General features: G+C 67.9%; 24 protein-coding genes, 1 tRNA gene and 1 pseudogene. 14 read left to right on the top strand and 12 right to left on the bottom strand.

Translation table 11 applies throughout. From position 1 onward, the window contains the following. Window positions 1–30: 30 nt before the first annotated feature. Window positions 31–1,050, bottom strand: a complete 1,020-nt coding sequence (gene thiS, locus B3547_RS21800; protein ID WP_292967013.1) for a sulfur carrier protein ThiS — start codon at window positions 1,048–1,050, stop codon at window positions 31–33. A 69-nt stretch (window positions 1,051–1,119) separates the two neighbouring features. Beyond that, window positions 1,120–1,491, bottom strand: coding sequence for a MerC domain-containing protein (locus B3547_RS21795; RefSeq protein WP_124810459.1), 372 nt, complete (start codon window positions 1,489–1,491; stop codon window positions 1,120–1,122). Between the two features lie 107 nt (window positions 1,492–1,598). Here B3547_RS21795 and B3547_RS21790 point away from each other — a divergent pair, with 107 nt between their 5' ends. From B3547_RS21790 to B3547_RS21770, 5 genes are all read left to right on the top strand, one after another. Then, window positions 1,599–2,672, top strand: a complete 1,074-nt coding sequence (locus tag B3547_RS21790; protein ID WP_124810458.1) for a COX15/CtaA family protein — start codon at window positions 1,599–1,601, stop codon at window positions 2,670–2,672. A gap of 6 nt (window positions 2,673–2,678) precedes the next feature. Continuing rightward, a complete protein-coding gene (cutA, locus tag B3547_RS21785; protein WP_124810457.1) occupies window positions 2,679–3,032 on the top strand; it encodes a divalent cation tolerance protein CutA in 354 nt (117 codons plus the stop codon). A 143-nt stretch (window positions 3,033–3,175) separates the two neighbouring features. Continuing rightward, entirely contained in the window at window positions 3,176–3,655 is a 480-nt protein-coding gene (gene rplM, locus B3547_RS21780; protein WP_124810456.1) for a 50S ribosomal protein L13, read from the top strand. After that, window positions 3,655–4,206 (top strand): 30S ribosomal protein S9, encoded by a 552-nt coding sequence (gene rpsI / locus B3547_RS21775; protein WP_124810455.1) that lies wholly within the window; start codon window positions 3,655–3,657, stop codon window positions 4,204–4,206. The genes rplM and rpsI overlap by 1 nt, the downstream gene beginning before the upstream one ends. An 86-nt stretch (window positions 4,207–4,292) precedes the next feature. After that, complete coding sequence (locus B3547_RS21770; RefSeq protein ID WP_292967005.1) at window positions 4,293–5,027, top strand: HPP family protein; 735 nt, start codon at window positions 4,293–4,295, stop codon at window positions 5,025–5,027. Here the strand turns inward: B3547_RS21770 and B3547_RS21765 are convergent. Together B3547_RS21765 and B3547_RS21760 are read right to left on the bottom strand one after the other, a co-directional pair. Continuing rightward, window positions 5,024–5,494, bottom strand: coding sequence for a hypothetical protein (locus B3547_RS21765; RefSeq protein ID WP_124810453.1), 471 nt, complete (start codon window positions 5,492–5,494; stop codon window positions 5,024–5,026). The genes B3547_RS21770 and B3547_RS21765 overlap by 4 nt on opposite strands. 84 nt (window positions 5,495–5,578) lie before the next feature. Beyond that, complete coding sequence (locus tag B3547_RS21760) at window positions 5,579–7,261, bottom strand: NAD+ synthase (RefSeq protein ID WP_124810452.1); 1,683 nt, start codon at window positions 7,259–7,261, stop codon at window positions 5,579–5,581. A gap of 239 nt (window positions 7,262–7,500) precedes the next feature. Between B3547_RS21760 and B3547_RS21755 the strand changes: the two genes are divergently transcribed. Further along, on the top strand, window positions 7,501–8,436 hold the full coding sequence (locus B3547_RS21755; RefSeq protein ID WP_124810451.1) for a ribose-phosphate pyrophosphokinase: 936 nt from the start codon (window positions 7,501–7,503) through the stop codon (window positions 8,434–8,436). Window positions 8,437–8,475: 39 nt separating this feature from the next. Here B3547_RS21755 and B3547_RS21750 read toward each other — a convergent pair whose 3' ends face one another. After that, the gene (locus B3547_RS21750) at window positions 8,476–9,420 is read right to left on the bottom strand and encodes a helix-turn-helix domain-containing protein (RefSeq protein WP_124810450.1); all 945 of its coding nucleotides are present in this window, start codon (window positions 9,418–9,420) and stop codon (window positions 8,476–8,478) included. A 242-nt stretch (window positions 9,421–9,662) separates the two neighbouring features. Here B3547_RS21750 and B3547_RS21745 point away from each other — a divergent pair, with 242 nt between their 5' ends. From B3547_RS21745 to B3547_RS21735, 3 genes are all read left to right on the top strand, one after another. Then, window positions 9,663–10,442, top strand: coding sequence for an inositol monophosphatase family protein (locus tag B3547_RS21745; RefSeq protein ID WP_292966996.1), 780 nt, complete (start codon window positions 9,663–9,665; stop codon window positions 10,440–10,442). 56 nt (window positions 10,443–10,498) lie between these two features. Next, complete coding sequence (locus B3547_RS21740; RefSeq protein ID WP_292966993.1) at window positions 10,499–10,978, top strand: gamma-glutamylcyclotransferase family protein; 480 nt, start codon at window positions 10,499–10,501, stop codon at window positions 10,976–10,978. 85 nt (window positions 10,979–11,063) lie between these two features. Then, window positions 11,064–11,780 (top strand): MgtC/SapB family protein, encoded by a 717-nt coding sequence (locus B3547_RS21735; RefSeq protein ID WP_124810447.1) that lies wholly within the window; start codon window positions 11,064–11,066, stop codon window positions 11,778–11,780. Window positions 11,781–11,797: 17 nt separating this feature from the next. On the opposite strand, the gene der is transcribed toward B3547_RS21735, so the two are convergent. Then, complete coding sequence (gene der / locus B3547_RS21730; RefSeq protein WP_125954421.1) at window positions 11,798–13,177, bottom strand: ribosome biogenesis GTPase Der; 1,380 nt, start codon at window positions 13,175–13,177, stop codon at window positions 11,798–11,800. A 173-nt stretch (window positions 13,178–13,350) separates the two neighbouring features. Between der and B3547_RS21725 the strand changes: the two genes are divergently transcribed. Further along, the gene (locus tag B3547_RS21725) at window positions 13,351–14,187 is read left to right on the top strand and encodes a CHAP domain-containing protein (protein ID WP_414690604.1); all 837 of its coding nucleotides are present in this window, start codon (window positions 13,351–13,353) and stop codon (window positions 14,185–14,187) included. 33 nt (window positions 14,188–14,220) lie between these two features. On the opposite strand, the gene mmsB is transcribed toward B3547_RS21725, so the two are convergent. The 5 genes from mmsB to B3547_RS21700 form a co-directional block, all read right to left on the bottom strand. After that, window positions 14,221–15,090 (bottom strand): 3-hydroxyisobutyrate dehydrogenase, encoded by an 870-nt coding sequence (mmsB, locus tag B3547_RS21720; RefSeq protein ID WP_194919246.1) that lies wholly within the window; start codon window positions 15,088–15,090, stop codon window positions 14,221–14,223. 30 nt (window positions 15,091–15,120) lie between these two features. Beyond that, a complete protein-coding gene (locus B3547_RS21715; protein WP_292966987.1) occupies window positions 15,121–15,906 on the bottom strand; it encodes an enoyl-CoA hydratase-related protein in 786 nt (261 codons plus the stop codon). A 63-nt stretch (window positions 15,907–15,969) separates the two neighbouring features. Then, the gene (locus tag B3547_RS21710; RefSeq protein WP_292966984.1) at window positions 15,970–17,043 is read right to left on the bottom strand and encodes an enoyl-CoA hydratase/isomerase family protein; all 1,074 of its coding nucleotides are present in this window, start codon (window positions 17,041–17,043) and stop codon (window positions 15,970–15,972) included. Further along, a complete protein-coding gene (locus tag B3547_RS21705; protein ID WP_124810442.1) occupies window positions 17,040–18,182 on the bottom strand; it encodes an acyl-CoA dehydrogenase family protein in 1,143 nt (380 codons plus the stop codon). The genes B3547_RS21710 and B3547_RS21705 overlap by 4 nt, the downstream gene beginning before the upstream one ends. A gap of 8 nt (window positions 18,183–18,190) precedes the next feature. Continuing rightward, window positions 18,191–19,687, bottom strand: coding sequence for a CoA-acylating methylmalonate-semialdehyde dehydrogenase (locus B3547_RS21700; RefSeq protein ID WP_124810441.1), 1,497 nt, complete (start codon window positions 19,685–19,687; stop codon window positions 18,191–18,193). A 104-nt stretch (window positions 19,688–19,791) separates the two neighbouring features. On the opposite strand from B3547_RS21700, the gene B3547_RS21695 reads away from it, so the two are divergent. Continuing rightward, window positions 19,792–20,688, top strand: a complete 897-nt coding sequence (locus tag B3547_RS21695; protein ID WP_124810486.1) for a LysR family transcriptional regulator — start codon at window positions 19,792–19,794, stop codon at window positions 20,686–20,688. A 35-nt stretch (window positions 20,689–20,723) separates the two neighbouring features. On the opposite strand, the gene B3547_RS21690 is transcribed toward B3547_RS21695, so the two are convergent. Then, complete coding sequence (locus tag B3547_RS21690) at window positions 20,724–21,047, bottom strand: DUF3297 family protein (protein ID WP_190287317.1); 324 nt, start codon at window positions 21,045–21,047, stop codon at window positions 20,724–20,726. 79 nt (window positions 21,048–21,126) lie between these two features. On the opposite strand from B3547_RS21690, the gene B3547_RS21685 reads away from it, so the two are divergent. The 3 genes and pseudogenes from B3547_RS21685 to B3547_RS21675 form a co-directional block, all read left to right on the top strand. Further along, a tRNA-Val gene (locus tag B3547_RS21685) sits at window positions 21,127–21,201 on the top strand. A 96-nt stretch (window positions 21,202–21,297) separates the two neighbouring features. Beyond that, the gene (locus B3547_RS21680; protein WP_190287316.1) at window positions 21,298–21,489 is read left to right on the top strand and encodes a YgaP family membrane protein; all 192 of its coding nucleotides are present in this window, start codon (window positions 21,298–21,300) and stop codon (window positions 21,487–21,489) included. Window positions 21,490–21,596: 107 nt separating this feature from the next. Beyond that, a pseudogene (locus tag B3547_RS21675) lies at window positions 21,597–22,045 on the top strand (serine--tRNA ligase); the annotation flags it as partial.

The raw sequence follows: 22,045 nt of genomic DNA, 5'->3' as shown, positions 1-22,045 counted from the left end.
CGGACCCAGGCTCGTTAAAGGCTCCTGGCGCTAGATCAGGCCGGCGAGCGGGCTGGAGGGATCGGCGTATTTCCGCGTGCCCATCCGCCCGGCGCGATAGGCTTCGCGGCCGGCCTCGGTGGCCAGCTTCATCGCTCGCGCCATACGCACCGGGTCCTTCGCTTCGGCGATCGCGGTGTTCATCAGCACGCCGTCGCAGCCCAGCTCCATCGCCACCGCCGCGTCCGATGCGGTGCCCACGCCGGCATCGACCAGCACGGGCACGCTGGCGCCTTCCACGATCAGGCGGATCATCACCCGGTTCTGGATGCCAAGGCCCGAACCGATCGGCGCGCCCAGCGGCATCACCGCCACCGCGCCGGCGCTTTCCAGCTGCTTCGCCGCGATTGGATCGTCCGAACAGTAGACCATCGGCAGGAAGCCTTCGTTGGCCAGGATTTCCGTCGCGCGCAGTGTTTCGCGCATGTCGGGGTAGAGCGTCTTCGCTTCGCCCAGCACTTCCAGCTTCACCAGATCCCAGCCGCCCGCCTCGCGCGCCAGGCGCAGCGTGCGGATCGCGTCTTCGGCAGTGAAGCAGCCGGCGGTATTGGGCAGGTAGGTGATCGCCTTGGGATCGATGAAGTCCGTCAGCATCGGCGCCTTGGGATCGGAAATGTTCACGCGGCGGACGGCGACGGTGACGATCTCGGCGCCCGAGGCGGCGACGGCGGCGGCGTTCTGCGCGAAGTCCTTGTACTTGCCGGTGCCCACGATCAGGCGCGAGCGGAAGGTGCGGCCTGCCACGGTCCAGCTGTCATCGTCGTTCACGGCCTGTGTTCCTTCCTCTTGCCCGCCGCCCACGAAGTGGACGATTTCCAGCACGTCGCCATCCGCCAGCGCGACGTCGGCCAGCGTCGAACGCGGCGCGATCTCGCCGTTGCGCTCGACCGCGACCTTGGCCGGATCGAGCCCGATTGCACGCACCAGATCGGCGATCGAACCCGGCGCGGCGCGGCGCGGTTCACCATTGACAGTGATAGAAAGTGAAGCGGGGGAAGGGCTGGCATCCATGCCCGCCGCTTTAGCGTGCGGGGCGTGGCGCGCAAGCGTGCGCTCAGGGGCAGGAACAGCAGTAGCCGCTCAGCAGCCGCGCCGCATGTTGATGAGGTGCGCCGTCGCCACCAGCACCACGCCGCCGATGGTCAGCACCGCTTCCTGCGTGCCGTGCCCGGTCACGACCGCCGCCGCCATCAGCGCCAGGCCGGTTCCGCCCACGGCCAGCGGCAGGACGTGCCCGTGCCGCAGCGCGCCAAGGCCGATCGTGGTGGCGCCGACCGTCAGCGCCAGCACCAGCCCGATGCGGTGGATCGCCGGGTCGAGCAGCACGCCGCCGCCCACGCCCAGCAGGCCAACCAGGAACACGCCAGCCAGGCAATGCAGCAGGCACAGCCCCGAAAGGAGCACGCCGAACCGGTCGAGCCGGGAACGCAGGGCCTGCAGCGCGTGATTCATGACAGCGCATATATGTTACATTGTATCATTGCACAAGAGGGCATCACGTTTCCGGTGCGGGATTCCCGCTTGCGCTGGAGCGATGTCGGTGGGACAGGCTGAGGCCCATGGAATCCGCGATCCCCTCTCCGTTCGCTGCCCCGCGCGAAGTACGCGCCGCGCCGCTGGCCATTGCCCGCTGGCTGTTGATCGTGGCGGCGATGGTGGCGATGATCGTCGTGGTCGGCGGCATCACCCGGCTGACCGAATCGGGGGTCTCGATCACCGAGTGGAAGCCGGTAACCGGCGCCCTGCCGCCGTTGACCGATGCGCAGTGGCAGGCCGAGTTCGACGCCTATCGCCAGACGCCGCAATATCTGCTGGTCAACGGCCCGGCGGGCATGACGCTGGCGGACTACAAGTTCATCTTCTTCTGGGAATGGGTCCACCGCCTGCTGGCACGCACGATCGGCATGGTCTTCGCGCTGCCGCTGGCGTGGTTCTGGGTGAAGGGGCGCATTCCGGCAGGCTACAAGCCGCGCCTGCTGGCGCTGCTGGCGCTGGGCGGGCTGCAGGGCGCGGTGGGCTGGTGGATGGTGAAGTCCGGCATCGTCCACGACGTCAAGGTCAGCCACTTCCGCCTGGCCGCGCATCTCCTGGTGGCGCTGGTGACGCTGGCCGGCCTCGTATGGACCGCGCTGGACCTGCGCGCGCTGGCGCGGGGCCGGGCGCGCTCGCGGCTGACCGGCTTTTCAGGGCTGGCGCTGGCGATGCTGGTGCTGCAACTGTTCTACGGCGCGCTGCTCGCGGGCCTGCGCGCGGGCACGGCAGCAGGCGGCGGCTGGTTCAACTGGGGCGCCTGGCCGCTGATGCAGGGCAGTTTCTTTCCCGCTGGCATCGACTGGTCGCATGGCGGGGCGCATGCCTTCCTGTCCGATCCGTTCCTCGTCCATTTCGTCCACCGCTGGTGGGCCTGGGCGGTGGTGGCGGTGCTGGTGGTGATGGGGCGCAAGCTGCGCAAGGCACAGGCGCGGCCCGCCGCGATCGCCATCCACAGCGCTTTCGGCACGCAGATCCTGCTCGGCATCGCCACGGTGATGAGCGGTGTGGCGATCTGGATCGCGGTGGCGCACCAGCTGGTCGGCGCACTGCTGGTAGCCGCGACGACGTGGGGCGCGCACGCGCTCGGCCAGAAGCGCTGATTCGCGATGGCGGACGGCGCGGCGCTGATCTGGTGCCCGTTCGCCAGCCGCGCCGACGCGGAAGCGGCCGCCGGCGCGCTGCTCGATGCCGGGCTGATCGCCTGCGCCAATATTCTGCCGGGCATGATCTCGCTTTATACCTGGCAGGGCGAGCGCGGCGCTGGCGAGGAAGTGGCGATGCTGGGCAAGACGACCGCCGCCGCCCTTGAAGCTGCCGTGGCGAAACTGGCGGAAATCCATCCTTACGATTGCCCCGCGATCGTCGGTTGGCGCGCCGATGCGGCGGCACCGGCCACGCTCGCCTGGCTGGTCGCGGAGACCGGTAAAAACGCTCAAAACACCGCGCAAGAGCAGGGTTGAAGCGGGAAGGTATTATTTTACCTCCCCGAAAACCCGCGCGAATGCTTGACTCGGCAGGGCTCTTGCAACAAAGGCGCGCTTCCTCACTGCGATGCGGGCCTTTTGTCTGCGTGCGGTGCACAGATTAGGGAACCGTTCCAGCCATGAAGGCTCTCAGCAAGGTCACCCGGTCGATTAAGCCGGCCGAGGTTGAAAAGAAGTGGCATCTGATCGATGCCGATGGGTTGGTGCTTGGCCGTCTCGCCGTCATCATCGCCAACATCCTGCGCGGCAAGCACAAGCCGAGCTTCACCCCGCACGTCGATTGCGGCGATCACGTCGTCGTCATCAACGCGGACAAGGTGCGCCTCACGGGCAACAAGCTCAAGGCGAAGACCTATTACAAGCACACCGGCTATGCCGGCGGCATCAAGGCGGTCACCGCCGACAAGGTGCTGGGCGGCCGCTTCCCCGAGCGCGTGCTCGAAAAGGCGGTTGAACGCATGATCCCGCGCGGCCCGCTCGGCCGTGACCAGATGCGCGCGCTCCACCTCTATGCCGGTACCGAGCATCCGCACGGCGGCAACCAGCCCGAAGCGTTCGATGTCGCTTCGCTCAACCGCAAGAACAAGGTGGGCGCATAATGTCGGATACCCCCAACTCCACCGATTCCGTTTCGAGCCTGGCGGATCTCAAGAACCTGACCGCTGCCGCTCCGGCCGCAGAGGCTCCGGCCGCTTCGGATGATGCCGCTCCGGTCGTTCCCGCCGCTCCGCCCGCGCCGCTGCGCGATCGCGAAGTGGACGCCTATGGCCGTTCCTACGCCACCGGCCGCCGCAAGGACGCCGTGGCCCGCGTGTGGCTGAAGCCCGGTTCGGGCAAGATCGTGGTCAACGGCCGCGATCAGGAAGTCTACTTCGCCCGCCCGACGCTGCGCCTCGTCATCAACCAGCCCTTCCAGGTCGCTGGTCGCGAAGGCCAGTACGACATCATCGCCACGGTCAAGGGCGGCGGTCTCTCGGGTCAGGCCGGTGCAGTGAAGCACGGCATCGCCCAGGCGCTGTCGAAGTTCGAGCCGGCGCTGCGTGGCGCCGTCAAGGCCGCCGGCTTCCTCACCCGCGACAGCCGCGTGGTCGAGCGCAAGAAGTACGGCCGGGCCAAGGCTCGCCGCAGCTTCCAGTTCTCGAAGCGCTAAGTCTTTCGGCCTTACGGTCGATTTCGAAAAAGGGGCTGGCGCTTGCCGGCCCCTTTTTTGTTGTCCTGTCTCAAGCGGAGTAACCCATGGCCTTCCTTCCCGCCGCCGGCGGCAGACTGGGCTGGGCGCGTGGCGCCATCGGTGCGCTGATCGGGATCGCCGTGGCGGGTGTGCTGACGCGCCTTATCGAACAGTCCATCGCGCAGGCGGGCGTGTTCGGGCCAAGCCTGTTCGGGCCAAGCCTGTTCGGGACGGGGGTGGCCGGCCTGCCCTGGCTGGTTGCGCCGCTGGGGGCGGCCGCCGTGCTGGTCTTCGCGGTGCCGGCCAGCCCGCTGGCGCAGCCCTGGCCGGTAATCGGAGGCAACATGATCTCCGCCGCCGTGGGTCTCGTGGCCGGCCACTGGATCGCCGAGCCATGGCTCGCCGCAAGCCTTGGCGTGGGCTGCGCGATCGCGCTGATGGCGCTGGCGCGCTGCCTGCACCCGCCGGGCGGGGCCTGCGCGCTGCTGTGTGCGCTGGGCGCGGGCGCGAACGGCTGGAGCTGGTCTTTCCTGCTGATGCCCCTGGCCCCGAACGTGCTGGCGCTGGCGGCTTCCGGGTGGCTCTACAACAAGCTGACCGGCCACCCCTGGCCGCATCATTCCGCGCCCGCGCGCGCCCTGCCACGGGATACCTGGGCCGGCACGTACGACATCGCCGATCTCGATGCGGTGCTCGCGGAGTGGGACGAAGTGCTCGACATCGACCGCGAGGACCTCGATGCCCTGTTCCGCGCGCTGGAGCGGCGCGTACAGGCGCGCTGGGAAAGCGCGCGCCGCTAAGCGGGGCACGCCTGCAACAGCGCGACGGCGCGCACGGTGGCGTCGAACAGGCGTTCGTGCCGGTCGCTTCGCACGAAGCCGGCGATCGTGGCGTCGAAACGCGCGCGGTCACCGAGGCCGGTGGAGCGCACCAATTCGGCCAGCGTCGCCTCGTCGGGCGACATGGCAAGGCAGCACGGCCGGTTGACCATGAAGGCCTCCGGCCAGGTCGCCACGATCGCGCGAACCAGATCGTGCACGCCCACGGCGGCCTCGACGCTGCGGTAGCGCTGGGCAAGGTCCGGCACCGGATCGCGCGCGGCCCGTTCGAACAAGGCGCAAAGCCGCATCGCCATCACCACGTGCAGGCCGATCAGCGACAGGGCGCGGATGTCCTGCGGGCGGGCCAGCGCGCGTACCGTTTCAGCGAAGCGTTGGGGCAACGCGCCCGGCGCTCCGGCGCCGGTACCGTGGGTCTGGGCAGGCATCGAAATTCCCTTCTTGCGATCAATTCGCAACAAAGGGTATGTACACTCACCGCATTAGTCAATGCGAATCGTTCGCAATAAGCATCAGGCCGTGCGAAAGCCGTGCGAGATCGGGTAGCGCCGGTCGCGTCCGAAGTTGCGCATTCCCAGCTTCACGCCGGGGGGCGCCTGCCGCCGCTTGTATTCGGCCACGTGCAGCAGCCGCTCGATCCGCACCACCACATCGCGGTCGAACCCTTCGGCAACCAGCTGTTCCACGCTTTGTTCGTGCTCCACCAGCCCGAACAGGATTGCATCGAGCACGTCGTAGGGCGGCAGCGAATCCGAATCCTTCTGGTCGGGCCGCAGTTCGGCGCTGGGCGGCTTGATGATCACCCGATCGGGCATGACCGCGCCCTCCGGCCCCAGCCCGATCTTGGGCTTGCGCGTGTTGCGCCAGCGCGAAACCGCGAAGACCGTGGTCTTGTAGGCATCCTTGAGCGGATTGTAGCCGCCGTTCATGTCGCCGTAGATCGTGGCGTAGCCCACGCTCATCTCGCTCTTGTTGCCAGTCGTCACCAGCATCGGTCCGAACTTGTTCGATAGCGCCATCAGCGTGACGCCGCGAATGCGCGACTGGATGTTTTCCTCGGTCAGATCGGGCTGGCGGCCGGCGAAGGCGGGGGCCAGCATCTCGGCAAAGCCCGCCACCGCCGGTTCGATCGGGATCGTGTCGATCCGGCATCCCAGCAACCGCGCGCATTCGGCCGCGTCCTCAAGGCTTTCGGCGCTGGTGTAGCGGCTGGGCAGCATCACGCACCACACCCGGTCCGCGCCCAGCGCGTCGACCGCGATCGCCGCGCACAACGCCGAATCGATCCCGCCGGACAGCCCCAGCACCACACCGGGGAAGCGGTTCTTCTCCACGTAGTCGCGCAGCGCCATCACCATCGCGCAATAGATGTCCTCGGGATGTTCGGTCGGTTCGTTGACCTCGGCCGGCTCGCACCGCCAGCGATAGCCGGCGCCCACCGGCACGCGGTTCCAGCGGGTATGGACGATCGCCTCTTCCCAGTCGGGCAGCTGCGCCCACAGCGCGCCTTCGGGGCCGACCACGAAGCTCGCCCCGTCGAACACGATCTCGTCCTGCCCGCCCACGCGGTTCAGGTAGGCCAGCGGAATGCCGGTATCGATCGCGCGGCGCTTGGCCACGCCATCGATCCGCAACACATCCTTGTCGATCTCGTAGGGGCTGCCGTTGACGCAGATGAAGATGTCCGCGCCCAGTTCGGCCAGATGGCGGCAGACGTCGGGGTGCCAGATGTCTTCGCAGATCGGCAGGCCCAGCATCGCGCCCTTGAACAGCACCGGCTCGGGCAACGGGCCCGGCAGGAAATAGCGCTTCTCGTCAAATGTGCCGTAGTTCGGCAGTTCGTACTTGAAGCGCGTGGCGACGACCTTGCCTCCATCCAGCAGCGCCACCCCGTTGTGCAGCGCACCGTCGCGCACGAAGACAGAGCCGACCAGCATGGCGGGGCCGCTGTCCGCCGTGGCTTCGGCCAGCCGGGTGAGCTCGAGCGCGGCGCGCTCGATCAGCGCCGGCTTCTGGATCAGATCCTCGGGCGGATAGCCGACAAGCTGCATTTCCGGGAACACGATCAGATCGCAGGCGCCGTCCGTCTCCGCGATGGCGCGGCGGCGCGCGGCCAGCATCGTGTCGGCATTGCCGGCAAGATCGCCAACGGTCTGGTTCAACTGGGCAAGGGTGATCGTGAGAGTATCGGCCATGCCCCGTTCCTAGGCGGCAACGCCCTGCGCGGGCAAGTCACCATGCGTCCGTATGCGTTCGTTCGAGGGCAAAGCCCGGAATGACGTGCGGGTGGCGGCCCGACAGGGGCCGAGGGTGGGGACGAATGTGTCTCTGCCGTTGCAAAGCTGTCATCTTGGGCTAAGGGCGCGGGAAAGACCATCAGTCCGTCTGGTTCATTCTGTCAGTCCACGCTTTCTGGCTCATTGGGGAACGACGCATGAAGATCATGTCCGGCAACGGCAACCTGCCTTTGGCGCGCGCCATCGCGGCTTATCTCGAACTGCCGTTGACCGACGCCTCGGTGCGCCGTTTCGCCGACGAGGAAGTCTTCGTCGAAATCCACGAGAATGTGCGGGGCGAGGACGTGTTCATCGTCCAGTCGACCAGCTACCCCGCCAACGACAACCTGATGGAACTGCTGATCTGCATCGACGCGCTGCGCCGCGCCTCGGCCCGCCGGATCACCGCTGTTGTCCCCTATTTCGGCTATGCCCGCCAGGACCGCAAGCCGGGGCCGCGCACGCCGATCTCGGCCAAGCTCGTCGCCAACCTGATTACCGAGGCGGGCGCGGACCGCGTGCTGTCGGTCGATCTCCACGCCGGTCAGATCCAGGGTTTCTTCGATATCCCGACCGACAACCTCTATGCCGCCCCCGTCATGGCGGCGGACATCCAGACGCGCTACGGCGGGCAGCCGCTGATGGTCGTTTCGCCCGACGTGGGCGGCGTGGTGCGCGCCCGCGCGCTGGCCAAGCGGCTGGACAACGCACCGCTGGCCATCGTCGACAAGCGGCGCGACCGCCCCGGCCAGTCCGAGGTGATGAACATCATCGGCGACGTGAAGGGGCGGATGTGCATCCTGATCGACGACATCATCGATTCGGGCGGCACGCTGTGCAACGCCGCGCAGGCGTTGATGGACGCGGGCGCCGTCGGCGTTTCGGCCTACATCACCCACGGCGTGCTGTCGGGTGGCGCGGTCGCGCGCGTGGCGGGGTCCGCGCTCAAGGAACTGGTCATCACCGACACCATCCTGCCGACCGATGCGACGAAGGAATGCAACCGCATCCGCGTGCTGACCATCGCGCCGCTGATCGGCGAGGCGGTGCGCCGCATTGCCGATGAAAGCTCGGTCTCCAGCCTGTTCGACTGATCTGGTCCCGCGCCGTCCGCCGGCGTGGCGCCGCGCGGTTTACTGCCAGGGGCGGATTTGCCCGGGCTGAATGCGTTCGATCATTTCCAGCCGCCGCGATTGGCGCGTTTCCAGCGCCAGGGTCATCAGCGGTTGCGGCCGCGCCACGAACTGGCGCGGCGACATGCCGAACAGGTCGGTGAACTCGCGGATCAGGTGGCTCTGGTCGTAGTACCGCAGCGACAGCGCTTCGGCTTCGTCGTGGTCGGCCACGCCGCGAAGGTGGCTTGCCATGTCGAGCGCGCGGGCGCGACGCAGCACCTGTTTGGGCGGCATTCCGAAATCCCGGCGCACGCACCGTTCCAGCCGGCGCTGCTCCACGCCCATTTCCCGCGCAAAGCGCGTGACGGTGATCGAAGGATCGACGAAAGCCTCGGCCTCGAAGCGCGCGGTCAGCAATTCGGGAATTTCGCCACCGCGCCCCGCGATGATCTGGCGCATTTCGTCTTCCATCGCGCGACACCAGTCCTCCGGGGTGCCGTCGGGATCGAACAGGTCCAGCCAGCGCCTGCTGGAAAGGCCCATGTCGTCCAGCGGGCAGATGCGGTCGAGATGGTCGCGCGCGCCCGGACCGCGCAGCGCATGGCAGGCGCCCGGACGCAGGGTAAGGCCTACGCTGGTGAAGCTGCCGCGCACCGAAACCGGCATACGGCGGGTGTGCGGGCCGAAGAACAGCGCATCGCCTTCGGAATGCAGGCGCCCGTCGGCGGTATCGGCGGTCCATTGACCACGCAACTGGATGCGAATGAACGGGGTATCGTTGAACAGGCCGCAATCGAGGAGATAATCGTCCGGCATCTCCACGACGGTCACATAGAGACGCCCGATCCACGGCGCGAGATCCGCCGCGGGCGCGCGGTTGTATGACAATGGCTGGCCGTCGCGCGACACCCCCGCCGCGGACGCGATCGACCGATCGATCGCCGGCCTCGAATTGCGTGACATTGTTGCTCCCCGAATGACGAACAGCTCGCCGTCCGCCACCTACTCCCCCGCCATAGCCGCGTCTGTGGCACCGGTCACGCCCATGGTAAAAGTTTGCTTGCGCCGTCAATAGCTTCCCGGTCGACATGGGTGATCTGGCGCACTGCCTGCCGGTGCGTTTGCGCACAGGGGCCACGTCCTTTAGATGACGTTCGCCGCGTTGTCCTTGACCGGCGCGCCGGCGCCGGGCCAAAGCAGAGCCCATGAAACTGGACGACGATATCGCCCTCGCCCTGCGCCTTGCTGATGCCGCCGGCGAAGCCATCCGCCCCTATTTCCGCTCTGTCGAAGCCGAACGCAAGGGGGATGCCACCCCGGTAACGCTGGCGGACCGCGCGGCGGAAGAAGCGATGCGCCGCATCCTGACCGCCGAAGTACCGCGCGATACCGTGATCGGCGAGGAGTTCGGCGCGACCACCGGGTCGTCCGGCCGGAGCTGGGTGCTCGACCCGATCGATGGAACCACTGGCTTCCTCGCCGGCCGCGCGCTGTTCGGCACGCTGATCGCGCTGGTGGTGGAAGGCTTTCCGGTGCTGGGCGTGATCGACCAGCCGATTTCCGGCGAACGCTGGGTGGGCGCGACCGGCCGTCCGACCACGCTGAACGGCAAACCGGTGCGCACCCGCGCCTGCCGCAACCTGGCCGATGCCACGCTGGCCACCACCGGCCCGCACTATTTCGACGATCATGATGGCGCGCATTTCATGGGCCTGGCCGCCAAGACCGACCACAAACGCATGGTCATGGGCGGCGATTGCTACAACTACGCCATGCTCGCGACCGGGCACATCGATGTCGTCTGCGAGGCCAACCTCAAACTACACGACTGGGCTGCGCTGGTGCCCGTGGTCGAAGGCGCGGGTGGCACCATGGCGGACTGGAACGGCAACCCGCTGCACGCCGGGTCGGACGGCCATGTCATCGCGCTGGGCGATCCGGCGCGGCTCGACGACGTGGTCGAGGCGCTGGCCTGCGGGCACTGAGCGCGGCGGCCATGAACCAGCGACCTTGAACCGATGGCATTGAACGGGCGGGCGCGGTGAAGAAGCGGTTCTTCTTCTACGGCACGCTGACCCATGCCCACGACAATCCGGTGACGCGCGCCGTGCTGCCGCTGCTCGGCCCGGCGCGGCGGGGCTGGGTACGCGGCCGGCTGCACGCGGTGCGCCACGGCGAAGGCTGGTATCCGGTGCTGACGCCCGTGAGCGCCGGCAGCGTATCCGGCCGCGTGTTCGGCTATGTCTATGACAGCGGGCCGCGCTTCACCCGCGCCACGCTGCGGCTGCTGGATTCCTACGAGAACTGCGATCCGCGCCGGCCCGCGCGGTCGGAGTATCGCCGGCGCACGGTGACCGTTCGTGTGCCGGGACAGGGCACCGTCCGCGCCGATGCCTATCTGTTCAACCGGCCGCTGCACCCGGGCCTTTGCCCCATACCGGGCGGGGATTTCGCCGCCTTCATCACCGCCCGTGGCCTGTCCGCGCTGGGGTCGGGCCGCGCGGGCGCGCGGCGGCGCTGACGGCGGGTCTTTTCACCGTCACAGTCCTGTCGCATGGGCGGGTCGGGGATTCGCCGGCGGATAGCCACGGAACAGGCGGTGCGGGATGCGCTTTCAGGAAACCTTTCATCTGACGCCCTACCTCGATTCGCTGGTGAGCTACGCGGCGGCGCTGCTGTTCGGCGCGCTGATCGGGGCGGAACGGCAGTATCGCCAGCGCACGGCGGGCCTCAGGACCAACGCGCTGGTGGCGCTGGGCGCGGCGGCGTTCGTCGATCTGGGCCAGCGCCTGGCCGGCGATGCCGAAGCGGTGCGCGTGATCTCGTATGTCGTTTCGGGCGTCGGTTTCCTGGGCGCCGGGGTGATCATGAAGGAGGGCAAGAACGTGCGCGGCCTGAACACGGCGGCCACACTCTGGTGCTCGGCCGCCGTCGGCACCTGCGCGGGCACCGACATGCTGGCCGAAGCCGCGACGCTGACCGTGTTCGTGGTGGCCGGCAACACGCTGCTGCGTTTTGTCGTGAACGCGATCAACCGCATCCCGCTGGCCGCCGCATCGCTGGAAGCGACATACTGGGTGACGGTCACCACGGACGCGGCCAGCGCCGACAGGCTGCGCGACCTGCTGGTCGATCACCTCGAACTGATGCGCTATCCGGTCGCCGATACAGAACTGGTCGAACGCGCCGAGGACACGGTCGAAGTCCGTGCTCGCCTGGTCAGCACGGCGGCCGCCGAGAAGGATCTCGATGCGATCGCCGCGCATCTGGAACGGACGCACGCAGTGGCCCACGCCACCTGGGAAGTGCAGACGCACGACTGAGCGCGCGCCCGCCCGCGTTACTTCGCGAACGGGTTCTTCGGGCTGCGCAGCGTCAGGCGGATCGGCACGGCATCGAACCCCAGCTCGCGCCGGATTCCGTTGATCAGGTAGCGCCGGTAACTTTCGGGCAGCATGTCCAGCCGGGTGCCGAACAGCACGAAGCCGGGCGGGCGCGTCTTGGCCTGCGTAATGTAGCGCAGCTTGATCCGCTTGCCCCCGGGGGCCGGCGGCGGATTGGCGGATAGCGCATCGTCGAACCAGCGGTTGAGCGCGGCGGTCGGCACGCGGCGGCTCCAGGAATCGCGGATGTCGAAGGCCACGGACAGCAAGGTGTCCAGCCCCTTGCCTGTGCGCGCCGATACGGCCACCAGCGGCACGCCGCGCACTTGCGCCAGCCCTTCGTCCAGCGCGGCGCGCACGCCGTTGAAAAGGCCGCTGGCATCCTCGGCCACGTCCCACTTGTTGATCGCGATGACGAGCGCGCGGCCTTCCTCCAGCACCATCGAGGCGATCTTGAGGTCCTGATGCTCCAGCCCGCGCGTGGCATCGAGCAGCAGGACGACGACTTCGGCGAAATCGATCGCGCGCCGCGCGTCGGCGACCGACAGCTTTTCCAGCTTCTCGACGACCTGCGATTTCTTGCGCATGCCGGCCGTGTCGATCAGGCGGATCGGGCGCGCCTTGCCGCTCTTGGGATCGTTCCAGTCCCAATCGATCGCGATCGAATCGCGGGTGATGCCCGCTTCCGGCCCGGTGAGCAGGCGATCCTCGCCCAGCAGGCGGTTGATCAGCGTGGACTTGCCCGCGTTGGGCCGCCCGACCACGGCCAGTTTCAGGATCGATTCGGGATCGTATTCAGGTTCTTCACCGTCTTCCTCGCCGTCGTCGGCATCGGCTTCGGGTTCGCCGATCAGCGGGTAGAGCGCTTCGAACAGATCGCCCATGCCCTCGCCATGTTCGGCCGAAACGCCCACGGGATCGCCGAAGCCCAGTGAATAGGCTTCCAGCAGCCCCGCTTCGCCCGCGCGCCCTTCGGCCTTGTTGGCCAAGAGAATCACCGGCAGCGTATGTTCGCGCAGATAGCGGCCGATCTCTTCGTCGAGCGGGGTGATGCCGGCGCGCGCGTCCACCACGAACAGCGCCACATCGGCGCCGGTCAACGAAGCCTCGGTCTGCTGGCGCATCCGGCCGGGCAGGCTGGAGGGATCTTCGTCTTCCCAACCGGCGGTATCGACGATGGTGAATTCGAGGCCGAGCAGCGTCGCTTCGCCGAAGCGGCGATCGCGCGTGACGCCTGGCTGATCGTCCACCAGCGCCAGCTTTTTCCCCACAAGCCTGTTGAAAAGCGTGGACTTGCCGACGTTGGGGCGGCCGATGATGATAACTTGCGGATGCATCGCCCACCGTTGGCCCGCGCGCGCGGCGATGGCAAGGACGGTTTGGCGCGAACCGCCCGTAAACCGGCCTTTCCGCACCTCCGTAATCGCCGTTCATCGCCTTAAACGCATGTTAACTACATCGGTGAGGGTGATTCTTACCTTACCGGCAGAAAATTGCCGGCATGAAGGGATTGACCGGCAAAATCGCGGCACTGGCCGTATCGGGGGCCGTATGGGGCTCAGCGAACGTGGCGCAAGCCGCGCCCGCGGCGTTGCAGGCAGCGGGCGCGGCCGCGATGACGCGCCAGCAGGATGCGGATGGTGATTCGGACGCGCTGCCCTATCTCCAGTGCGTGCCCTATGCGCGGCAGGTTTCCGGCATCGGCATCTATGGCGATGCGCTGACATGGTGGGATCAGGCGGCGGGGCGCTATGCCCGTGGCCGCCAGCCGCGCGTGGGCGCGGTGATGAGCTTCCGCCCCTATGGCGGCATGGAACTGGGCCATGTCGCGGCAGTTAGCCGGATTATCGATTCGCGCACGGTACTGCTGCGCCATGCCAACTGGTCGCCGATCAACGGCCGGCGCGGGCAGATCGAGAAAGACGTGCGCGCGGTCGACGTTTCGCCCGAAAACGATTGGAGCGAAGTGCGCGTGTGGTATGCCCCGATCGCCGATCTCGGGACCACGCGCTGGCCGGTCAACGGCTTCATCTATAACGAAAAGCCGCGCAAGAACGAGCGGCTGACCGTGCTCGCGTCGGCAGAAACGGCCACCCCGGCGCACGCGCCGCTGATGGCGCGCACCGAGCCCGCGCGGAGCGCGGCTGGCCGCGGTATCGGCGCGGACTTCCTCAAGGGTGTCATACCCGAATCGCGCGCCGCGCAGACTCCGGCGGCGCGGCACCCGGCCCGGCAGAGCCTTGCCACCAGCGCTCCGCGAACGGCTCCGGCCCGCGCCACGTCCACGCGCCTGGCGGGAAGCGACAGCGACCCGATCGGCCGGATCATCGCCGCGCGGATGCGCTGATCCGCGCGGCGCTTCCGGTCCAGGTTGCCGGAATCAGAGCGTGCGGATGATCGCCGAGAAATCGAGCCCGCCGTTGCCGGCGGCGGCGAAGGCTTCGTAGAGTTCTTCCGCCCGCGTGCCCATCGGCACCTGCGATCCCGCATCGCGCGCCGCGGCAACCGCCAGCTTGAGGTCCTTGAGCATCAGCGCGGTGGCGAAACCGCCCTGGTAGTCGTTGTCCGCCGGGCTCTGCGGCCCCACGCCGGGCAGCGGGCAATAGCTGGTCATCGACCACGACTGGCCCGAAGCCTTCGACGAGATATCGTAGAACACCTGCGGATCGAGGCCGAGCTTCTGCGCCATGGCAAAGGCTTCGCAGGTGGCGATCATCGTCGCGCCCAGGATCATGTTGTTGCAGATCTTGGCAGCCTGTCCGGCGCCGCTGCCGCCGGCATGGATCACCGCCTTGCCCATCGCCGCCAGGATCGGCTCCGCCCGCGCGAAAGCCGCGTTATCGCCGCCCACCATGAACGTCAGCGTGCCTCCGTTCGCGGCGGCGATCCCGCCCGAGACGGGGGCGTCGACCATGGCATAGCCGGCGGTCGAGGCCGCTGCCGCGACCTTGCGCGCGGTGGCGACGTCGATCGTCGAGCAATCGAGCAGCAGCGCCGTTTGCGGGGCCTGTCCGATCACGTCGGCGCCATAGACGCTGTCCACGATCGCGCCGTTGGGCAGCATCGAGACCACGGCCTCCGCGCCCTGCACCGCCTCGCGCACCGAGGTATAGGTCGCGCAGCCGTTGTCCCTGGCCCGCGCCAGCGCATCGGGGGAAAGGTCAAAGGCATGAACCTCGTGCCCGGCCTTGACCAGATTCGCGGCCATGCCGCCGCCCATGTTGCCGAGACCGATGAACGCGATTTTCATGCTTCTCCCCTCCTGCCGGCAATTCAGGACTTACCGCCCCGTCCAGACGCCGGGGCGCTTTTCGATGAACGCGGCCATGCCTTCGGCCTTGTCCTCGGTGGCGGTCAGGATCTGGAACAGGCGGCGTTCGTGGAGCAGGCCCTGATCGAGCGTGGTCTCGAACGCGGCGTTGACCATTTCCTTGTTGGCGATGGCGGCGACCGGCGGCATCGCGGCGATCGTGTCGGCCGTCTTCAGCGCGTCGGCCAGCAGGTCCGCCAGCGGCACGATCCGCGCGACGAGGCCCGAGCGTTCGGCTTCCTCGGCGCCCATCATCCGCCCGGTCAGGCACATTTCCATGGCCTTGGCCTTGCCCACCGCGCGCGTCAGGCGCTGCGATCCGCCCATGCCCGGCGCCACGCCCAGCTTGATTTCGGGCTGGCCGAACTTCGCCGTGTCGGCCGCGATGATGAAGTCCGCCATCATCGCCAGTTCGCAGCCGCCGCCCAGCGCGAAGCCGTTCACCGCCGCGATCCACGGCTTGCGCGTGGTCTTGACGAGGTGGCTGGTCCAGCGCGCGAAGAAATCCTGGTTGTAGAAATCGACCGCCGGCTTTTCCGCCATTTCCTTGATGTCCGCGCCGGCCGCGAAGGCCTTCTCGCCCGATCCGGTCAGCACCGCGCAGCGCTGCGCGGGATCGGCTTCGAACGCCGCGAAAGCGCCGATCAGGTCTTCCAGCACCTGCGAATTCAGCGCGTTCAGCGCCTGCGGGCGGTTGAGCGTGATGAGCGTGACGGCGCCCTTCTGTTCGACCAGGATCGTTTCGTATTCGGCCATCTCAGCAGTCTCCAGATGTATCGCCCGGGCGGGCAGCCACTCCGCTCTCGCGGGAAGCGGCGCTCAAGGCAATGGCGTCCATTCCTCGTCCGCCGGCAGCGGGGCGAAGATCGCCTCGATCAGGTCGCCGGTCACGCCTTCGGGCGTTGCCGGATTCCAGCGCGGCGCGTGGTCCTTGTCGACGATCACCGCGCGCACGCCCTCGGCGAAATCGGGGCGGACCAGCACGCGGCTGGCCACGCGGTATTCCATCGCCATGTTGTCCGCGAAATCGGTGAGCGAAAGGCTGTCGTGCAATTGCCGCAGCGCCACCTTGCAGGTCTGCGGGCTCTTGTGGCCCAGCGTTTCCAGCGTCGCGCGCGCCCAGTCGCCGTCCTCGGCCGCCAGCGCGGCCAGGATGTCCTCGTACCGGTCCGACGCGAACGTTCGCGCGATCGTTTCGGCCATGGCGGCAATCTTCGGCTCGGGCGGCACGGCGGCCAGCGCGTGGAGCGTCGCAGCGACAGCGGAAGGATCGGCGGCGATGCGCGCCTTGGCGACCGCCGTGGCGGCGGACGGCAGATAGTGCGTGGCAAGGTCGGCCCAAAGGCATTCCGCGCCGTCCAGTCGCGCCCCGGTCAGCGCCAGATACTGGCCCAGCCGCCCTTGCAGGCGCGAAAGATACCAGCCGCCGCCAACGTCCGGAAACAGGCCGATCCCGGTTTCGGGCATGGCGAGCCTGGTCGCCTCGGTCGCCACGCGGTATTGCGAAGGCCCGGCAAGGCCCACGCCGCCGCCCATGGTGATCCCGTCCATGAAGGTCACCACCGGCTTGGGATAGGTGAAGATCAGGTGGTTGAGCCGGTATTCGTCGAAGAAGAACTGGCGGCCCGATGCGCCACCATCGTTCAGCGCGGAATGGCGCAGGAAGGCGATGTCGCCGCCGGCGCAGAACCCGCGCGACAGTTTGGGATCACCATCGGGCGCCACTGCGTGGTCCAGGATCACCACCTGTACCGCCGGATCGTCGCGCCAGGCCAGCAGCGCCGCGGTCATGGCGTGGACCATCGGCAGCGTCAGCGCGTGAATTGCCTTGGGGCGGTTGAGCGAGAGGAAGCCGGCGGCGCCTTCGGTGCGGATCAGAACGTCATCGGTCACTTCAACAGGTCCCTTCCCACGATCAGGCGCATCACTTCGTTTGTCCCCTCCAAGATGCGATGCACGCGCAGGTCGCGCCAGAAGCGTTCGATCGGGTAATCGCGCAGATAGCCGTAGCCGCCGAACAGCTGGAGCGCGCGGTCGACCACCGAGGAGCCGTTGTCGGTCGCCAGCTTCTTGGCCATCGCCGAAAAGCGCGTGCGGTCGGGCGCGCCGGCGGTCACCTTGGCGGCGGCGAGGTAGAGGAGGGCGCGCGCCGCCTCCAGATCGGTCGCCATGTCGGCCAGCGTGAACTGGGTGTTCTGGAACTCGGCGATCGCCTTGCCGAACTGCGCGCGGTCCTTGACGTAGCCGACTGCCTCGTCGAGACAGCGCTGCGCGCCGCCCAGCGAACAGGCGCCGATGTTGAGCCGCCCGCCGTCCAGCCCCGCCATGGCGATGGCGAAGCCCTGTCCTTCCGCGCCGACGCGGTTGGCGACGGGCACTTTCACGTTGTCGAGGATGACCTGCGCGGTGGGCGAGGCGTTCCAGCCCAGTTTCTTCTCGGGCGCGCCAAAGCTGACGCCCGGCATGTCCTTCTCGATCACCAGGCAGGTGATGCCCTTCGGCCCATCGTCGCCGGTGCGCACCATGGTGACGTAGAGATCGTTCACCCCGCCGCCCGAGATGAACTGCTTGGTGCCGGTAACGACGTAGTGATCGCCTTCGAGGCGCGCGGTGGTCTTGAGCGCCGCCGCGTCCGAACCGGAACCCGGCTCGGTCAGGCAGTAGCTGGCCATCAGGTCCATGGTGACGAGGCCCGGCAGCGTGCGCGCCTTGATCGCGTCGCCACCGAACTTGTCGATCATCCACGCCGCCATGTTGTGGATCGAGATGAACGCGCTGGTCGCCGGGCAGCCATAGGCCATGGCTTCCATGATCAGCGCCGCTTCCAGCCGCCCGAGGCCGATGCCGCCCGCTTCCTCGCTGACATAGATCGCGCCGAAGCCGAGTTCGGCGGCGGCCTTGATCGTTTCGCGTGGAAACAGGTGTTCCTCGTCCCACTGCGCGGCGAAGGGCGTGATCGCGTCGGCGGTGAACCGCCGCGCCATCTCCTGAATCGCGCGCTGGTCCTCGGTAAGCTGGAACTGGTCGGTCATCTGGCGCCTTACCCCATCGTCGGAATGACGAAGGCGTTGCCCCCGTCCGGCGAACCGTCGGGCCAGCGCTGGGTCACGGTCTTGACCTTGGTCCAGAACTTCACGCCTTCCATGCCGTGCTGGTTGGTATCGCCGAATGCCGAACGCTTCCAGCCGCCAAAGGTGTGATAGGCCACCGGCACCGGGATCGGCACGTTGATGCCGACCATGCCGACATTGACCCGCGCCGCGAACTCGCGCGCGGCATGGCCGTTGCGGGTGAACAGGGCGACGCCGTTGCCGTACTGGTGCTTCGAGGGCAGCGCGAGCGCTTCCTCGAAGTCCTTCGCGCGCACGATCTGCAGCACCGGGCCGAAGATCTCGTTGTGGTAGCTGTCCATCTCCGCGGTGACGTGGTCGATCAGCGTCGGGCCGACGAAGAAGCCGTTCTCGTGGCCCTGCAGCGTGAAGCCACGCCCGTCGACGACGAGTTCGCCGCCTTCCTCCACGCACTTCGCGATCCAGCCCTCGATCTTCTCCTTGTGCGCCTGCGTCACCACCGGGCCGTAGTGCGCGTCGGGATCGGTCGAGACGCCAACCTTGAGCGCCTCGATCGCCGGGATCAGCTTGGCCTTCAGGCGCTCGGCGGTGTCTTCGCCCACCGGCACCACCACCGGCAGCGCCATGCAGCGTTCGCCCGCCGAACCGAATGCGGCGCCGGCCAGATCGTTCACCACCTGGTCGAGATCGGCGTCGGGCATGACGATGCCGTGGTTCTTGGCCCCGCCCATCGCCTGCACGCGCTTTCCGGCGGCCACGCCCCGGTTATAGACGTAATGCGCGATGTCGGACGAGCCGACGAAGCTGACCGCGCCGATCGCGGGATGATCGAGAATCGCGTCGACCATTTCCTTGTCGCCCTGCACCACCTGGCAGATGCCTTCGGGCAGCCCGGCTTCGAGGAACAGTTCGGCCAGGCGCACCGGCACCGACGGATCGCGTTCCGAAGGCTTGATGATGAAGGCGTTGCCGCAGGCGATGGCCACGGCCGACATCCACAGCGGGATCATCGCCGGGAAGTTGAACGGGGTGATGCCCGCACCGATGCCGATCGGCTGGCGCATCGAATAGACATCGATGCCCGGCCCGGCGCCTTGCGTGTATTCGCCCTTCAGCACGTGCGGGATGCCGCAGGCGAATTCCACCACTTCCAGGCCGCGCTGGATGTCGCCCTTCGAATCCGCGATGACCTTGCCGTGCTCGGACGAGAGCAGGCGGGCCAGTTCGTCCATGTTCGCTTCGACCAGTTCCTTGAAGCGGAACATCACGCGGGCGCGGCGTTGCGGGTTGGTGGCGGCCCAGGCGGGCTGCGCGGCCTGCGCGGCGGCGACGGCGCGATCGAGCACCGCTTGGTCGCCCAGCGCGACCTGCGCCTGCACGCCGCCGCTGTTGGGATCGAAGACGTCGCTCTTGCGAGCGGGGGCGCCGCCGGGACCACCGACGATGAAATGATCGATCAGGCGCATTGCGCGAATCCTCTTCCTGACGGGATCGAAGTGACCTCGGCGCTGTCCTGCACCCCGGACCCAGTTGCAGGCAACTGGCGATTATGCGAGTGCTACCTGCAATCATGCAGCCATCCGACTGGAACGACTATCAGGCCTTCCTCGCCATCGCCCGCGCCGGGCAGCTGGCGCGCGCGGCATCGGCCATGGGGGTGGACGCCACCACCATGGGCCGCCGCCTGCGCCGGCTGGAAGCGCGCGTCGGCGCCACGCTGTTCGAACAGACGCGCGAAGGGCAGGTGCTGACCGAGGCGGGCGAGGCGATGCTCGTCGATGTCGAGGCGATGGAGCAGGCCGCCAGCCGCATCGCCGAAAGCGCGGCGGTATCGGGCGGGCTTTCGGGCCTGCTGCGGGTCAGCCTGTCGGAAGGCTTCGGCACCTGGTTCGTGGCGCCGCGCGTCCACGGCTTCACCGAAGCGCACCCGCGCCTGATGGTGGACCTCGTCGCTTCCACCGGCTTCCTCAGCCCGTCCAAGCGCGAGGCGGACCTTGCCGTCACGCTCTCGCGTCCGCGCGCCGGGCCGGTGATCGCGGGCAAGCTTTCGGACTATGCGCTGCGGCTCTATGGCTCGTCCGCCTACCTTGCGGCGCACGGCGCGCCCGAACGCCCGGCGGACCTGACCGCCCGGCATCGGCTGGTCGGCTATGTTCCCGATCTGCTGTTCGCGCCGGAACTGCGCTATCTGGCGGAGATCGAGCCAGACCTGTCCGCCGCGCTGCGCAGTTCGTCGATCATCACGCAATACCGCATGATCGCTGCCGGGGCCGGCATCGGGGTGCTGCCCTGCTTCATCGGCGATGGCGATCCCGCGCTGGTGCCGATCCTGCCCGAACGGCGCATCACCCGCTCGTTCTGGGTCGTGACGCACAAGGACACGCACAACCTTGCCCGCGTGCGCGCGTTCAAGGACTGGCTGACCGGAGTCGTGGCGGCGGAGCGGGGCCGGCTCCTGCCGGGGTAGAGGATGATCGGGTTCGCGCAGGCGAACCCGGAAAATCAGGCTTTCGCGACCGGCGCGTCCTCGCCCAGATCCTCGTACCAGGCTTCGACCGGGCCGCTGAGCTTGAGCGTCAGCGGATTGCCCTTGCGGTCCATGGTCTTGCCCGCCTGCACGCGTACCCAGCCTTCGGAAATGCAGTATTCCTCGACATTGGTGCGCACCGTGCCCTTGAAGCGGATGCCCACGCCGCGCCGCAGCTTGTCGGCATCGAAATGCGCGCTGCGCGGGTTGATGGCCAGCCGGTCCGGCGGCACGTCCGCGCCAGTGGTCGGGGTGCCGGTTGCGGTTTCGGGCGTCTGGTCGGAAGCGTGGTCGTTCATGGGAAAACGCCTCTATCCCGCTTTCCCCGCTTGTCAATTGACGCGCGGCTGTCTAAGGGCGCGCTTCCGCAACGGAAGTGGGCGCGTAGCTCAGCGGTAGAGCACACCCTTCACACGGGTGGGGTCACAGGTTCAATCCCTGTCGCGCCCACCACTTCCCCGGTCCTCAAGACATTTCGGCTTTGACGGGCATCAATGCCCGCGCTTCTCCCTGCGTCCAGAACGGCGCCGCAACTGGAGGAGAGGTTTCATGCTGAACTTCAACGTGGGCGGCATCGATCGCGTGCTGCGGGTCGTGCTGGGGCTGGTGCTGATCGCGATGGTCTTCGTTGGGCCGAAAACCGGCTGGGGCTGGATCGGCCTTGTGCCGCTGCTGACCGGGCTGTTCCGTGTTTGCCCGCTCTATTCGCTGATCGGCGTGAACACCTGCCCCCGGCGATAGGCGTCCGCGTTTCCGTGATAGGCCCGTTTCTCCGACCGGCCTTTTCCCGATCGGCCTGTTCCCGATCGGGTTGCAAGGGCCGCGCCGAGACGGCATAGCCCCGGACCATGCACGATATCCGCCTGATCCGCGAAAACCCCGCCGCTTTTGACGCCGCCCTTGCCCGCCGGGGCGTGGAGCCGGTGGCGCAGTCCATCCTCGCGCTCGACAGCGCGCGGCGCGATGTGGCGACGCGGATGCAGGAATCGCAGGCCCGCCGCAACGAGGCGTCGAAGGCGATCGGCGCGGCCATGGGCAAGGGCGACAAGGTCACGGCCGAAGCGCTGAAGGCCGAAGTTGCCGCGCTGAAGACCGAACTGCCCGCGCTGGAGGATGAGGAGCGCCGGCTGACCGCGCAGCTCGCCGATGCGCTGGCGGCATGGCCCAACCGCCCGGCCGACGACGTGCCGCCGGGCGAGGACGAGGCGCAGAACGTCGAGGTCAGCCGCTGGGGCACGCCGCGCACGTTCGATTTTACCCCGCGCGAACATGCCGATCTCGGCCCCGCGCTGGGCCT

It is taken from the genome of Novosphingobium sp. UBA1939, from assembly GCF_002336885.1.
Taxonomy (GTDB): Bacteria; Pseudomonadota; Alphaproteobacteria; order Sphingomonadales; family Sphingomonadaceae; genus Novosphingobium.
Note: the sequence above shows the minus strand (reverse complement) of the source record. Positions and strands in the feature narration are given on the sequence as shown.

Excerpts from the sequence above, each read along its gene's own strand:
- der (WP_125954421.1), bottom strand. The coding sequence starts at position 13,177 with ATGCATCCGCAAGTTATCATCATCGGCCGCCCCAACGTCGGCAAGTCC.
- B3547_RS21750 (WP_124810450.1), bottom strand. The coding sequence starts at position 9,420 with ATGTCACGCAATTCGAGGCCGGCGATCGATCGGTCGATCGCGTCCGCG.
- cutA (WP_124810457.1), top strand. The coding sequence starts at position 2,679 with ATGGCGGACGGCGCGGCGCTGATCTGGTGCCCGTTCGCCAGCCGCGCC.
- B3547_RS21695 (WP_124810486.1), top strand. The coding sequence starts at position 19,792 with ATGCAGCCATCCGACTGGAACGACTATCAGGCCTTCCTCGCCATCGCC.
- B3547_RS21700 (WP_124810441.1), bottom strand. The coding sequence starts at position 19,687 with ATGCGCCTGATCGATCATTTCATCGTCGGTGGTCCCGGCGGCGCCCCC.
- B3547_RS21745 (WP_292966996.1), top strand. The coding sequence starts at position 9,663 with ATGAAACTGGACGACGATATCGCCCTCGCCCTGCGCCTTGCTGATGCC.
- B3547_RS21790 (WP_124810458.1), top strand. The coding sequence starts at position 1,599 with ATGGAATCCGCGATCCCCTCTCCGTTCGCTGCCCCGCGCGAAGTACGC.
- rpsI (WP_124810455.1), top strand. The coding sequence starts at position 3,655 with ATGTCGGATACCCCCAACTCCACCGATTCCGTTTCGAGCCTGGCGGAT.
- B3547_RS21770 (WP_292967005.1), top strand. The coding sequence starts at position 4,293 with ATGGCCTTCCTTCCCGCCGCCGGCGGCAGACTGGGCTGGGCGCGTGGC.
- B3547_RS21760 (WP_124810452.1), bottom strand. The coding sequence starts at position 7,261 with ATGGCCGATACTCTCACGATCACCCTTGCCCAGTTGAACCAGACCGTT.
- rplM (WP_124810456.1), top strand. The coding sequence starts at position 3,176 with ATGAAGGCTCTCAGCAAGGTCACCCGGTCGATTAAGCCGGCCGAGGTT.
- B3547_RS21755 (WP_124810451.1), top strand. The coding sequence starts at position 7,501 with ATGAAGATCATGTCCGGCAACGGCAACCTGCCTTTGGCGCGCGCCATC.
- B3547_RS21715 (WP_292966987.1), bottom strand. The coding sequence starts at position 15,906 with ATGGCCGAATACGAAACGATCCTGGTCGAACAGAAGGGCGCCGTCACG.
- B3547_RS21705 (WP_124810442.1), bottom strand. The coding sequence starts at position 18,182 with ATGACCGACCAGTTCCAGCTTACCGAGGACCAGCGCGCGATTCAGGAG.
- B3547_RS21690 (WP_190287317.1), bottom strand. The coding sequence starts at position 21,047 with ATGAACGACCACGCTTCCGACCAGACGCCCGAAACCGCAACCGGCACC.
- mmsB (WP_194919246.1), bottom strand. The coding sequence starts at position 15,090 with ATGAAAATCGCGTTCATCGGTCTCGGCAACATGGGCGGCGGCATGGCC.
- thiS (WP_292967013.1), bottom strand. The coding sequence starts at position 1,050 with ATGGATGCCAGCCCTTCCCCCGCTTCACTTTCTATCACTGTCAATGGT.
- B3547_RS21735 (WP_124810447.1), top strand. The coding sequence starts at position 11,064 with ATGCGCTTTCAGGAAACCTTTCATCTGACGCCCTACCTCGATTCGCTG.
- B3547_RS21765 (WP_124810453.1), bottom strand. The coding sequence starts at position 5,494 with ATGCCTGCCCAGACCCACGGTACCGGCGCCGGAGCGCCGGGCGCGTTG.
- B3547_RS21795 (WP_124810459.1), bottom strand. The coding sequence starts at position 1,491 with ATGAATCACGCGCTGCAGGCCCTGCGTTCCCGGCTCGACCGGTTCGGC.
- B3547_RS21680 (WP_190287316.1), top strand. The coding sequence starts at position 21,298 with ATGCTGAACTTCAACGTGGGCGGCATCGATCGCGTGCTGCGGGTCGTG.